Here is a 13,418-nt window from a genome sequence, read left to right as displayed (position 1 = left end):
GGTCACCTGTCACCGCGCCCCAATAATGATGAAATACCTGTCCCGGGCCAGCATTCTGCCCATGCTCCTGATGATTTCTGCTCTGCCCGGCCAGGGGGCTGAGTCGGTTGCCGACCTTTCCGAACAGGATTTCCTCGCCGACGTGCCGGTGGTGCTGACCGCTTCCCGCCTGCGCCAGAATGTAGCAGATGCGCCGGCGGCGGTGACGGTGATCGACCGCCAGATGATCCGGGATTCCGGCGCCTGGAGCATCCCCGACCTGTTCCGCCTGGTGCCCGGCATGTACGTGGGGGAAAGCGCCGACCGGGGCACCTTCGTCCCCAATTCCGTGGTCAGCTACCACGGCCTCACCGATGGTTTCTCACGGCGCATGCAGGTGCTGGTGGACGGCCGTTCCATCTACACCCCCCTCTTCGGCGGCGCCGTCTGGAGCACCCTGCCCCTGGCGCTGGAGGATATCGAGCGCATCGAGGTGATCCGCGGTCCCAACTCGGCCACCTACGGCGCCAACTCCTTCCTCGGCATTATCAACATCATCAGCCGCCATGCCACCGAGACCCAGGGCGCCATGGTGTCCCTCACCGACAGCAAGCGCGGCTCCGATGCCACCTTCCGCTGGGGCGGCAAGGCGGGTGCCCTGGATTACCGGGTCACCGGCAGTCAGCGGCGGGACCAGGGCATCACCGATTTCGCGGCCCCGGATGCCAGCCATTCGACGGTGCCCAACCGCTTCGACAACAAGCGCCTGAGCAACTTCACCTTCCGCGGCGATCTGCAGATCAGCGACCGGGACGCCCTGGAAATCCAGGCCGGCATCTCCCAGGGCGACCACCAGTCGGGCAAGAACGAGCTGCCCGGCAGCACCACCTACTCGCCGGAACATGTGCGCAAGCTGGACAGCTACTACGGCCTGCTGCGCTGGCAGCGCAGTTTCAGTGCCGACGAACAGTTGTCGATCAAGGCCTACGCCAATCGGGACGAGCAGAATTACGACCTGGCCAGCCTGGTGGTGCCCCATTTCGGCGTGGTTCCCGCGCCCTTCGATTCCCCCATGCGCCTGCTGGGCGAGCGTTACGACCTGGAAGCCCAGCATACCCTGGCACCCACCAGCACCACGCGCCTGGTGTGGGGGGCGGGGGTGCGCATCGACCGCTTCACCAGCCGCTTCTTCTTCAATTCGGACCAGGCCCAGTCCTTCCGCCAGAGCAACCTGTTCGCCAACCTGGAATGGCGGCCCAGCGCCAGGTGGGTTTTCAACGGCGGCCTGATGCTGGAGAAGAACAGCTATACGGGCTCCCATGCCTCGCCCCGCCTGGCCGCCAACTACCATGTCGTGCCCGGCCATACCCTGCGCGTTTCCGCCAGCCGCGCCACCCATACCCCGGTGATGCTGGAAGCCAAGGCCGATTCGCGCTGGACCTTTCCCCTGTCGCCAATCAACTGCCTGATCCTCAAGTCCTGCACCTATCGGGCCTACGGTCACCGCGATGACCTGCAGTCGGAACAGATCACCTCCCGGGAGGTCGGCTACGTCATGGAACTGCCCGGCGGCTCCCTGGATATCAAGTATTCCCTGGACCACCTGACCCATCTGCTGGAAACGGAAGCCCGGGGCTTCTCCGGCTCCATGATCAATCCCTTCACCGGCCAGATCCTGCCCGGAGTCCAGTACAACAACCTGGGGAGTGCCGACATTCGGGCCCTGGAGGCCCAGTGGCAGCAGAAATTCACGGAAGCGACCCGGCTGCATGTGGCCTGGTCCATGACCAAGGTCACGGGCAATGGGGCCAGTCGCGACAGTGCCAGCATCTACAGCGACTCCGCCCCCCTGCACAGCCGCAGCATGCTGCTGGCCCACGATTTCGGCAGCCGCTGGACCGGCAGCCTGGCCTACTACCAGATGGGGCGCATGGCGGTGCAGGGCGACGGCGACGTGCAGAATCCCTACGAGCGGGTCGATGCCCGTCTGGCCTACCGCTTCCGCGACGGCGCCTACCAGGGCGAGGTCGCCTTCATCGTGCAGAACCTGTTCGACAAGCCCTATCAGGAGGTTTATTACGAAAACCTCATCGGCCGTCGTTCCTACGTCAATCTGCGGCTGGAATTCTGATTTCCCATGTCGCGCCTGTTCCCTTCCCCGGCTCTGCCTCGCCTGCGAATGCTTTGTCATATCGCATTGGCATTGCTGTGGCTGGGACTGACGGCAGGTGCTGCACCGGCCACGGCGGCGGATACGGTGGCCGTGGTCCTGAGCGAGCGGGGCGGTGTCTACGCCGAATTCCTTGACGCCCTGAATGCCGGCATGGCCCAGTCCCCGGGCCGGCGGGTGGTGCGGCTGACCGGGGTGGCGGCAGCCGGGGAAAAGATCGACGAGGCGGAACTGGGCGATGCCTCCCTGGTCCTGGCCGTAGGGGCCGGCGCCGCCCGGGCCCTGGCGCGGATGGAAGGGACGCCGCCGGTGTTGAGCGTTCTGGTGCCCCGCCTGACCTTCGAGCGGATCGCTGCCGAATCCGGGCGCCGTGCCCGGCCCGGCAGCTTTTCCGCCCTCTACCTGGACCAGCCCCTGTCGCGCCAGCTCAACCTGTTGCGCTTCGCCCTGCCCGGACGCAAGCGGGTGGCGGCGCTGCTGGGGCCCGAATCCGCCGCTCTGGCGCCGCGCCTGCGCAGTGCCGTGTCCCGGGCCGGCTTTGAACTGCAGATGGAGCAGGTGGCCGAGGAGGGGGACATCGTGCCCGCCCTCAACCGCCTGCTGCCGGGTACCGACGTGCTGCTGGCCCTGCCCGACGGCCTGGTGTTCAACCGCAACACGGCCCGGCCGGTGCTGCTCACCACCTATCGCCACCAGCGCCCGGTGGTGGGCTTTTCCCAGGCCTACGTGACTGCCGGAGCCCTGGCGGCGGTGTTCTCCACCCCGGCCCAGATGGGGCGCCAGACGGCCGAGTTCCTGCGCGGCCTGCCGGCGGGACGGGTGACCCTGGGGGCGCCCCTGTACCCGAGCTACTTCAGCGTCGCCGTCAATCGCAACGTGGCCCGTTCCCTGGGACTGGACCTGCCGGACGAGGGCGTGCTGCGGGAAGCCCTGGAAAAGGCGGGGGAGGGCGAATGATGCAGCACCTCTATCTGCGTCTGGTCGGCAGCATCCGCCAGCGGGCCCTGTGGCTGGCCCTGCTGCCGGCCGTGCTGGTGGCCACGGCCCTGGCCTCCTATTTCTCCATCACCGGCATGGGCGAACTGGACGAGGAACTGCGCCGGCGTGGCCACACCATCGTCCAGTACCTGGCGCCGGCCAGCGAGTACGGCCTCATCTCGGGCAACCGGCCCAGTCTGCAGGCCCTGGTCCAGGCCGCCATGCAGCAGCCCGACGTGCGCGCCGCCGTGGTGACGGACTTCCAGGGCCGGGTCCTGGCCATCAGCGGCCGCACCCAGCTGCCGGTGCGCCTGGCGGAGCAGGCCGGCGACCTGGTGGGGCTGCTGGCCAGCAGTCACGACACCCTGGGCTTCGTCGCCCCGGTGCGCCGCAGCCAGCTGGATATCGACGATTTCCTCAGCCTCGAGCCGATGCCGCCCCAGCCCCCCGGCAGCGACCGCCTGGGCTGGGTCTATGTGGAACTGTCCAGCGAAGACCTGCAGGCGCGCAAGTCGGCCCTGCTGCTGCATACCCTGCTGATCCTGACGGCCGGCCTGGGGGCCGGCGCCTACGTGGCCCTGCGCATGGCCCGTTCCCTGTCCCGTCCCGTGGGGCGCCTGTTGAAGGCCGTCGGGCGCATGGCCGCCGGCGAGCTGGAGGCCCGGGTGGAGCAGGCCTCCGCCGGCGAGCTGGGGGCCCTGGAACGGGGCTTCAACCACATGGCCAGCCGTCTCCAGGACATGCACGAATCCATGCAGGAGCGCATTGCCACCGCCACTGCCCAGCTGGCCCACCAGGCCAGCCACGATCCCCTCACCGGCCTGGCCAACCGGCGCGAATTCGAACTGCATCTGCAGGCCACCCTGGACGGGCGCGGTGGCGAAGAACTGCACCACGTGCTGTGCTACATCGACCTGGACCGCTTCAAGGTCGTCAACGACACCTGCGGCCACGCCGCCGGCGACGAACTGCTGCGCCAGATCACCCAGCTGCTGCGGCAGCGGGTGCGGGGGCAGGATCTGCTGGCCCGCCTGGGCGGCGACGAGTTCGGCCTGCTGCTGGAACGCTGCAGCCTGGAAGACGGCCTGCGGGTGGTGGAATCCCTGCGCCAGCTGGTGGAAGACTTCCGCTTCGTCTGGAACAACCGGGCCTTCGGCATTGGCGCCAGCATCGGCCTGGTGGAACTGGATTCCCGCATCCAGACCCTGGAGGAGGCCCTGGCCGCCGCCGACCAGGCCTGCTTCGCAGCCAAGGACCTGGGCCGCAATCGCATCCACGTCTACCAGGCCGACGATCGGGAGGTGGTGCGGCACCAGGGGGAAATGGACTGGGCCTCCCGCCTGACCCAGGCGGTGGAGGAAAACCGCCTGCTGCTCTACGCCCAGCCGGTGGTGCCCCTGGTTTCCGGCATTTCCTCCTGCCTGCGCTTCGAGGTCTTCCTGCGCCTGCTCAACGAGCGGGGCGAGGTGGTGCTGCCGGAGGTGTTCCTGCCGGCGGCGGAGCGCTTCAACCTGATGCCCCGGCTGGACCGCTGGGCCATCGATGCGGCCTGCTCCGGCCTGCGCCGGCTGCTGGATCAGGAAAGCCACCCCAGCCTGCAGTGCGGCATCAACCTCTCGGTGCAGACCGTGGGCCGGCCCGAGACCCTGGAATACATCGGCGAGCGCCTGCAGCACTACGACATTGCCCCGGCCTGCCTCTGCTTCGAAGTGGCCGAGGCTGCCGCCAGCCGCCAGTTCGCCGAGGTGCAGACCTTCGCCCAGGGCCTGCGCCAGCTGGGCTGCGGCTTTGCCTTCGACGCTTTCGGCAGCGGCCTCTCTTCCTTCGCCTACCTGCGGGCCCTGCCGCCGGACTATGTGAAGATCGACGGCGACCTGATCCACCGCATGACCGACGACCGGGTCAGCCAGACCCTGGTGCGGGCCATCCACGACATCAGCCGCCAGCTGGGCGTGGCCGCCGTGGCCGAGATGGTGGACGATGCCGCGGTTTTCGCCATGGTGCGGGAGATTGGCATCGAGCTGGGGCAGGGCACCTGGTTCGATCCGCCCCAGCTGTTCGAGGACTGGCTGGCGGTGTGCGAGGCCCGTCACGTCAATGGCGAGGCCGGCGTCTATTCGATCCTGCCGTCGCCGGCGGCCTGAGGCCGGCGAACTTTTCGCGTTTTTTGCGTTCTCTCCAGCAGAAGAGCCCGGGGTCGTGGATACAATGCGGTATCCAGGGCGCAGACGGGCAGGGGCGGGGAGCATGGGGAAGGATACGGAGCGTATCTCGATCAGGCTGGTGGTGGGACTCACCGCCGTCTTCCTGCTTTGCCTGTGGGCCTTCGTCGCCTACTGGAGCCTGCGCAGCCGCGATCTGGAAATCGACAGCACCCGGGTCACCCTGGTGCGCCTGTCCACCGCCGCAGAAGAGCAGGTGCGGCGCATGTTCAAGCTGGTGGAAGTCTTTCTCGACACCTCCGACCTGTGGCTGGCCAACCATCCCCAGGCCGATCCCCTCACCGATCCCCAGTTCTCCGCCCTGGTGCAAGGCTTCTACCGGGCTTCCGGCAATGCCATCCAGCTGCGCCTGGTGAAGCGCGACGGCGCCCTCTACCGCATTCCCGCAGAAGGCCCCAAGCCCAACGCCCGGGTCGGCGACCGGGACTATTTCCTCGCCCAGGGCGACGCCGGACGGCGCGGCTTCTACATCGGCACCCCGGTGCAGAGCCGGGAGAACGGCCACTGGCTGATCCCCATCTCCGTGCCCCTGCAGCGGAGCAGCCACGACGTGACGGTGCTGCTCGCCTCCATCCGGGTGGACTATTTCGCCGGCGTCTTCGAGCAGGAGCGCATCCGCCCCAACGGCGCCATCACCCTGCTGCGCCGGGACGGTACCCTGCTGGCCCGGGCTCCCCACCTGCCCCAGTTGCTGGGCAAGTCGGCGGCCCAGACCGACGTCTTTGCCGACTTCCTGCCCCGGGCGCCCCGGGGGGTGGAGTTTTCTTCCTCCAGCGCCACCGACGGCGTCAGCAAGCTCACCTCCTATGCCGCCATGGACGATTTTCCCCTGGTGGTGGTGGTGGCCGCCGCCACCGACGACATCCTGGCCCGCTGGGAGCTGGACGCCACGGTCATCACCCTGGTGGGGCTGATCCTCACCGTCTTCGCCCTGGCCGCTTCCGGCCGCCTCATCTGGCTGTTGCGGGACCAGGAACGGGCCCGCTGCGAACTGTTCCGCATGGCCAGCACCGACGACCTGACGGGCTGCCTCAACCGGCGTCATTTCATGGCCTCCCTGACCCGGGAGTTTTCCCGCAGTCAGCGCCACGGCGACGACCTCAGCCTGATGGTGCTGGACCTGGATTTCTTCAAGCGCATCAACGACGGCTACGGCCATGCGGTGGGCGACAAGGCCCTCGGCGCCTTTGTCGCCGCTGCCCAGTCCTGCCTGCGCCAGTCCGACCAGTTCGCCCGCCTGGGGGGCGAGGAATTCGGCATCCTGCTGCCGGTGACCACGGTGGAACAGGCCCAGCCCGTGGCCGAGCGCCTGCGCCAGAAGGTGGCCGAGATCCGCATCCCGACGCCCCAGGGCGTGGTGCAGTTCACCGTCAGCATCGGCATTGCCGCTTACAGCAGCGATCTGGCCTCGGCGGAAGAACTGCTGCTGCAGGCCGACCGGGCGCTCTACGCCGCCAAGGGGGCCGGGCGCAACCGGGTGGTGGCGGCGCCGCCTGCCGGGCTCCCCGCAGACACCGTCGTTACCCCGGGCTAGGGGGGCGCCAAGCGGGTATAATCCCGCCTTTCGCCTTACCCCTTCAGCCACTCCCTCTCGAAATCCCATGGCCGACATCATCTTCCTGCGTGGCGCTCCCGCCTTTTCCGCTTTCCGTCTGCAACGTCTCCAGGCTCGATTGAGCGCTGCCGTGCCCGCCGTGGCCGGGGTGGAAGCGGACTACTGGCACTTCGTGCAGCTCGACCAGCCCCTGGCCGACGATGCCCGCGGCCAGTTGGCCAGACTGCTCGAAGAGCGTCACGGCGAGGAACGCGGCGACGACCTGGAACTGTTCCTGGTAACGCCCCGCATCGGCACCATTTCCCCCTGGTCCTCCAAGGCCACCGACATTGCCATCAATGCGGGCCTTGCCGCCGTCGAACGTATCGAGCGGGGCATCGCCTACTGGGTGCGCACCCCGGGCGGCCGCAGCCTTTCCGCCGAGGAGCGGGCTGCCGTGGCGGCCCAGCTGCACGACCGCATGACCGAATCCGTCATGGCCGACTTTGACGAGACCGCCGGCCTGTTCCGCCATTTCGAAGCCCAGCGCCTGTCCCGCGTGGACCTGCTGGCCGGCGGCCGGCCCGCCCTGGTGGCGGCCAACACCGACCTGGGCCTGGCCCTGTCGGAGGACGAAATCGACTACCTGCTGGACATCTACCAGAAGGCGGGGCGCAACCCCACCGACGTGGAACTGATGATGTTCGCCCAGGCCAACTCCGAACACTGCCGCCACAAGATCTTCAACGCTGCCTGGGTGGTGGATGGGGAAGCCCGCGACGAGACCCTGTTCGGCATGATCAAGGCCACCCACAAAGCCAATCCCCAGGGCACGGTGATGGCCTATGCGGACAACGCCTCCATCATCGAGGGTGCCACGGTGCCCCGTTTCTACCCCCAGGCCGACGGCTCCTACGCCTACAGGGAAGAGCTGACCCACATCCTGACCAAGGTGGAAACCCACAACCACCCCACCGCCATTTCTCCCTTCCCCGGCGCCTCCACCGGCTCTGGCGGCGAGATCCGCGACGAGGGCGCCACCGGCCGCGGCTCCAAGCCCAAGGCCGGCCTCTGCGGTTTCTCCGTCTCCAACCTGTTCGTGCCCGGTGCCGAACGGCCCTGGGAAACCAGCATCGGCAAGCCCTCCCGCATCGCCTCGGCCCTCTCCATCATGCTGGAAGGCCCCATCGGCGCCGCTGCCTTCAACAACGAATTCGGCCGCCCCAACCTGACCGGCTACTTCCGCACCTATGAAGAAAACGTGGGTCCGGAAGTGCGCGGCTACCACAAGCCCATCATGATCGCCGGCGGCCTGGGCAACATCGAGGACGGCCAGTCCTTCAAGGCCGAAGTGTTCCCCGCCGGCACCCTGCTGGTGCAGCTGGGCGGCCCCGGCATGCTCATCGGCCTGGGCGGCGGCGCCGCTTCCTCCATGGCCACCGGCGCCAACAACGAGGACCTGGACTTCGCCTCCGTGCAGCGGGGCAACCCGGAAATCCAGCGTCGCGCCCAGGAAGTGATCGACCGCTGCTGGCAGATGGGCGTGCCCAAGAACGACATCGCCGCTCCCGGCGACGGCAACCCCATCCTTTCCATCCACGACGTGGGTGCCGGCGGCCTGTCCAACGCCTTCCCCGAGCTGGCCCACTCCGGCCAGTGCGGCGCCACCTTCGACCTGCGCGCCGTGCCCATCGAGGAACCGGGCATGAGCCCGGCGGAAATCTGGAGCAACGAATCCCAGGAACGCTACGTCCTGGCCCTGCCGCCTTCCCGCCTGGAAGAATTCAAGGCCCTGTGCGAGCGGGAGCGCTGCCCCTTCGCCGTGGTCGGCGTCACCACCGCCGATGGCCGCCTCAAGGTGACCGACGCCAAGCTGGGCGAGGACCCGGTGGACATGGACATGGAAGCCCTGCTCGGCAAGCCGCCGCGCATGACCCGGGAGGCCGTACACCAGGCGCCCGCCGCCGTGCCCTTCGCCGCCGACAGCATCAATCTCAAGGATGCGGGCTACCGGGTGCTGCAGCTGCCCTCCGTGGCCGACAAGACCTTCCTCATCACCATCGGCGACCGTTCCGTCGGCGGCATGACCGCCCGGGACCAGATGGTCGGCCCCTGGCAGGTGCCCGTGGCCGACGTGGCCGTGACCCTGATGGGCTACCAGGGCTACCAGGGCGAAGCCTTCGCCATGGGCGAGCGCACCCCCCTGGCCGTGCTCGACGCCCCCGCTTCCGGCCGCATGGCCGTGGGCGAGGCGGTGACCAACCTGGCCGCAGCCCCCATCAACAAGCTCTCCGACGTCAAGCTCTCCGCCAACTGGATGGCCGCTGCCGGCTACCCGGGCGAGGACGCCCGCCTCTTCGATACCGTAAAGGCCACCTCCGAGGTGTGCCAGGCCCTGGGGCTTTCCATCCCCGTGGGCAAGGATTCCCTCTCCATGCGCACCGCCTGGGAAGAGGGCGGTGCAAAGAAGCAGGTGGTCTCCCCCCTGTCCCTCATCGTCACCGGCTTCGCCCACAGCCCGGATGTGCGCCGCACCCTGACCCCGGTGCTGCAGCTGGACCAGGGCGAAACCGAACTGCTGCTGCTGGACCTCTCCGCCGGCAAGAACCGCCTGGGCGGCTCCGCCCTGGCCCAGGTGTACAACGCCACCGGCGAACAGGTGCCCGATCTGGATGAGCCCAAGCTGCTGGCAGCCTTCTTCGCCGTGGTGCAGAAGCTCAACCAGGACGGCCTGCTGCTGGCCTACCACGACCGTTCCGACGGCGGCCTCTTCGCCGCTGCCTGCGAGATGGCCTTTGCTTCCCGTTGTGGTATCACCATCAACGCCGACATCCTGGCCTACGACCCCCTGCAGAACGATGTGGATGGTGCCGAGAAGCGCCCCGACCTGCTCGAGGGCCGCTCCATGGAGCTGCTGGTCAAGGCCCTCTTCAACGAGGAACTGGGCGCCCTGGTGCAGATTCGCCGGGCCGACCGGGAGAAGATCACCGCCATCCTGCGCGAGGCCGGCCTGGGCCAGTGCTACGCCCTGGTGGGTTACCCCAACGACCGGGACCAGGTGCGCGTCTTCCGCAACGCCAAGCCCCTCTTCTCCGAGAGCCGGGTGGACCTGCAACGGGCCTGGTCCGAGACCTCCTACAAGCTGCAGTCCCTGCGCGACAACCCGGACTGCGCCCAGCAGGAATTCGACCGCATCCTGGACACCCAGGACCCGGGCCTCTCCGCCAGCCTCACCTTCGATATCGCCGAAGACGTGGCCGCCCCCTTCATCAACAGCGGCACCAAGCCGAAGATGGCCATCCTGCGCGAGCAGGGCGTGAACAGCCATTACGAGATGGCCGCCGCCTTCGACCGGGCCGGCTTCCATTCCGTCGATGTGCACATGAGCGACATCCTGGCCGGCCGGGTCTCCCTGCAGGACTTCAAGGGTGCCGTGGCCTGCGGCGGCTTCTCCTACGGCGACGTGCTCGGCGCCGGCCAGGGCTGGGCCAAGACCATCCTGTTCAACGGCAAGGCCCGGGACGAGTTCTCCGCCTTCTTCCAGCGCCCCGATACCTTCGCCCTGGGTGTCTGCAACGGCTGCCAGATGATGAGCGCCCTCAAGGAACTGGTGCCCGGTGCCGAGCACTGGCCCGCCCTGCAGCGCAACATCGTGGAGCAGTTCGAAGCCCGCTTCGTCATGGCCGAAGTGACCGAGTCGCCTTCCCTGTTCTTCGCCGGCATGGCAGGTTCCCGCATGCCCATCGTCGTCTCCCACGGCGAGGGCCGGGCCGAGTTCGCCAACGCCCAGGACCAGGCCAAGGCCCTGGTGGCCCTGCGCTATGTGGACAACAAGGGTGCGCCCACCGAGGTCTATCCCTACAACCCCAACGGCTCGCCTGCCGGCGTCACCGGCTTCACCACCGCCGACGGTCGCTTCACCATCATGATGCCGCATCCGGAACGGGTCTTCCGCTCCGTGCAAATGTCATGGCATCCTAGCGCCTGGGGCGAAGACAGCCCCTGGATGCGCATGTTCCGCAACGCCCGCCGCTGGGTGGGCTAGGAACACCCAGGGCCGGGAGCGGCAGCCGGACAGAAGATCCGGCGCCGCACCACAGGAACGGCCCTCAACTTTCAGGGAGGTATGCGATGGCATTCATGCCATGGACCAAGGAGCTGGAACTGGGGCTGGCCGAGATCGACCGGCAGCACCACTGGCTCGTGGATCAGACCAACGCGCTGCACGACGAGCTGTCCGCCCCGGCCCCCAGCCGGGACAAGGTGGGACAGATTCTGGAGGGGCTGGTGGATTACACCCACAACCACTTCATCGTCGAGGAGGTGTTGTTCCAGCAGTTCGGTTACCCGGAAACCCCGGCCCACAAGGCCGAACACGACGGTTTCACGGGCAAGGCCATGGATCTGCTGATGCGTTTCGAGGACGGGGAAGAGGTGACCATGGAAGCCCTGGATTTCCTCAAGGAATGGCTGGTGCACCACATCTGCCAGGTGGACCGGGCCTACGTGCCTTTCCTCAAGTCCAAGGGCGCCCTCTAGCCGCCCCCAACGATACGGTAATCAGATGGCGGCTGCGGCCGCCAGGCCAGGCCGGCGGCGCTCGATGAAAAGGGTGCTCCCGGCCTGTCTTTTTGCCTGCTTCTTGGCCATGCTGGCCGCCGCCGCCACCTCGTGGTGGGAGCTGAAGAGGCCCGGCTCCACCCGTAGGGCGCCGATGGAAAGGGAGGGCAGGGGATTGAATACGGTGCGGCCCTTGCGGTCCTCGCCGACGAAGCCGCCCCGGGCCAGGTCTTCCGGCGCCACCAGGGTCGGCATGCGCTGGTCGAACAGGCGCAGGGCGCGGGCGCAGCGCTCCTCCCAGTCCGGGCTCTGGAACAGGATGATGAAATCGTCGCCGCCGATGTGGCCGATGAAGTCCAGGCGCGGGTCCGCCACTTCCGCCATGAGCAGCCCCAGCATCTGGATCACGTCGTCGCCCTTGCGGTAGCCGTAGGCGTCGTTGAAGGGCTTGAAGTTGTCGATGTCGTAGTAACAGGCGGCAAAGGCCGTCTGGCTCTCCAGCAGGCGCTCGGCATGCTCGTTGATGGGCACGTTGCCCGGCAGCTGGGTCAGGGGATTGGCGTAGCGGGCGGCGGAAATCTGCATTTCCGTGATCATGGCCATCAGGTCCTGGCCGCTGCCGACCCCGACGTAGGAACCCTGGTCGGTGATGACGAAGCCGTCGTAGAGATAGTGCTTGGCGGCCCGGGCGATCATTAGCCCCACCTCCTGTACCGACAGGTTCTGGTCCACCACCAGGGGCGCCGGGTCCATGAACAGGGTGCACGGCTTCTTGCCGTACAGCTCCCGGCGGAAGGGGCGGGCGAAGCGGTCAATCAGGTTGTGACGGTTGATCAGGCCCAGGGGCTGGCCCTGGTGCACCACCGGCAGCACGTGCAGTTCCGGGTTGTCCTCGAAGCGCTGGTACACCATGTCGTTGCAGGCGTCCGGGGCGATGGGCTCGATGAAGTGGCTGAGGGCCCGGGCGGTGCTGCCGCCGGCGCCGCCGGCATTGGGGAAGATGGCGATCTGGCGGTTCTTCAGGGCGGCCAGGGTGTCGCTTTCCGGCAGGGTTCGCGGCGTTGGCGCCGGGCGGGCGATGAAGAAGCCCTGGCCGCAGGCGATGCCCAGGTCGCGCACGGTGGTGAAGTCGGCCTCGGTCTCGATGCCCTCGGCGATGATGTAGGCGCCGCAGGTTTCGGCGATCTCGTGCATGGAACTGACCAGCTTGAACTTGAGGGCGTCGTCGGCGATGCCCTGGATGAAGTGCCGGTCGATCTTCACGTACTCGGGGCGCAGCTCCGACCACAGGCGCAGGTTGGAGAAACCCTCCCCCAGGTCGTCGATGGCGATGCGGTAGCCCTGGCCCCGGTAGTGCATGAGGGCGTCGTGGAGGTCGGCGAAGTCCTCGATCTGCTGGTTTTCCGTCAGTTCGATGATGATGCGGCTGGGGGACAGGCCCAGTTCCCGCAGCAGGCCCTGGGTTTCGCCGTTGCGGAATTCCGGGTCCTTGAGGCAGCCGGGGCTGACATTGACGAAGAGGTTGCCGGGCAGGTTCAGCTGGGCGAAGGCGCGGAAGATGGCGATGCGGCAGGCCCGCTCCAGCTCCATGGTCAGGTCCAGGCGGCGGGCCAGTTCGAAGAGGGCGGCCGGGGTGTGCAGGGGGGAGTCGATGGGGCCCCGGATGAGGCCCTCGAAGCCCATGTAGGACTGGCCCCGGTAGTCCAGGATCGGCTGGAAGACGGGAGTGAGCCGGCCTTCCCGGATCAGTTCGAGCAGGATGTCGGCTTCTTCGGCGCCGGGCAGGGAGTGGGCGCGGAAATTGAGGGCAAGGCGTTCGAGCAGGGAGGCGGCGGTCATCGTCTTCTCCACCAGGGAGGCAGGATCGCCACTGTAGGCGGGGGAGGTTACATGGCGATGACGCAGGACGAAAAAAAGGGGGAGGGCCATGGGCCGCTCCCCCTTGATCGGCGGGCCTCTCCGGGGAGAGGCCGCC

7 protein-coding genes are annotated in these 13,418 nt (G+C 67.7%); 6 read left to right on the top strand and 1 reads right to left on the bottom strand.

The window, feature by feature from the left end; translation table 11 throughout:
• Positions 1-25: 25 nt before the first annotated feature.
• The 6 genes from EV678_RS04535 to EV678_RS04510 all read left to right on the top strand — a co-directional run bounded on the left by EV678_RS04535 (position 26) and on the right by EV678_RS04510 (position 11,422).
• Positions 26-2,110: a TonB-dependent receptor plug domain-containing protein gene (locus EV678_RS04535; RefSeq protein ID WP_165397449.1), complete on the top strand. Its 2,085-nt coding sequence runs from the start codon at positions 26-28 to the stop codon at positions 2,108-2,110.
• 48 nt (positions 2,111-2,158) lie between these two features.
• Positions 2,159-3,106 carry an ABC transporter substrate-binding protein gene (locus EV678_RS04530; RefSeq protein WP_165397448.1) on the top strand — a complete coding sequence of 316 codons (948 nt, stop codon included), beginning with the start codon at positions 2,159-2,161 and terminating at the stop codon, positions 3,104-3,106.
• On the top strand, positions 3,103-5,271 hold the full coding sequence (locus EV678_RS04525; protein ID WP_014237910.1) for an EAL domain-containing protein: 2,169 nt from the start codon (positions 3,103-3,105) through the stop codon (positions 5,269-5,271). The genes EV678_RS04530 and EV678_RS04525 overlap by 4 nt, the downstream gene beginning before the upstream one ends.
• A gap of 103 nt (positions 5,272-5,374) precedes the next feature.
• Complete coding sequence (locus EV678_RS04520; protein WP_165397447.1) at positions 5,375-6,883, top strand: sensor domain-containing diguanylate cyclase; 1,509 nt, start codon at positions 5,375-5,377, stop codon at positions 6,881-6,883.
• Positions 6,884-6,950: 67 nt separating this feature from the next.
• Positions 6,951-10,928, top strand: a complete 3,978-nt coding sequence (gene purL, locus EV678_RS04515) for a phosphoribosylformylglycinamidine synthase (protein WP_130458654.1) — start codon at positions 6,951-6,953, stop codon at positions 10,926-10,928.
• An 86-nt stretch (positions 10,929-11,014) separates the two neighbouring features.
• A complete protein-coding gene (locus EV678_RS04510; RefSeq protein ID WP_130458653.1) occupies positions 11,015-11,422 on the top strand; it encodes a bacteriohemerythrin in 408 nt (135 codons plus the stop codon).
• 21 nt (positions 11,423-11,443) lie between these two features.
• Here EV678_RS04510 and EV678_RS04505 read toward each other — a convergent pair whose 3' ends face one another.
• A complete protein-coding gene (locus tag EV678_RS04505) occupies positions 11,444-13,372 on the bottom strand; it encodes a GGDEF domain-containing protein (RefSeq protein WP_130458652.1) in 1,929 nt (642 codons plus the stop codon).
• Positions 13,373-13,418 lie beyond the last annotated feature (46 nt).

Origin of the sequence: Azospira oryzae, from assembly GCF_004217225.1 — a bacterium.
GTDB classification, from domain to species: Bacteria; Pseudomonadota; Gammaproteobacteria; order Burkholderiales; family Rhodocyclaceae; genus Azospira; species Azospira oryzae.
This window is presented reverse-complemented; position numbering and strand designations above follow the sequence as displayed.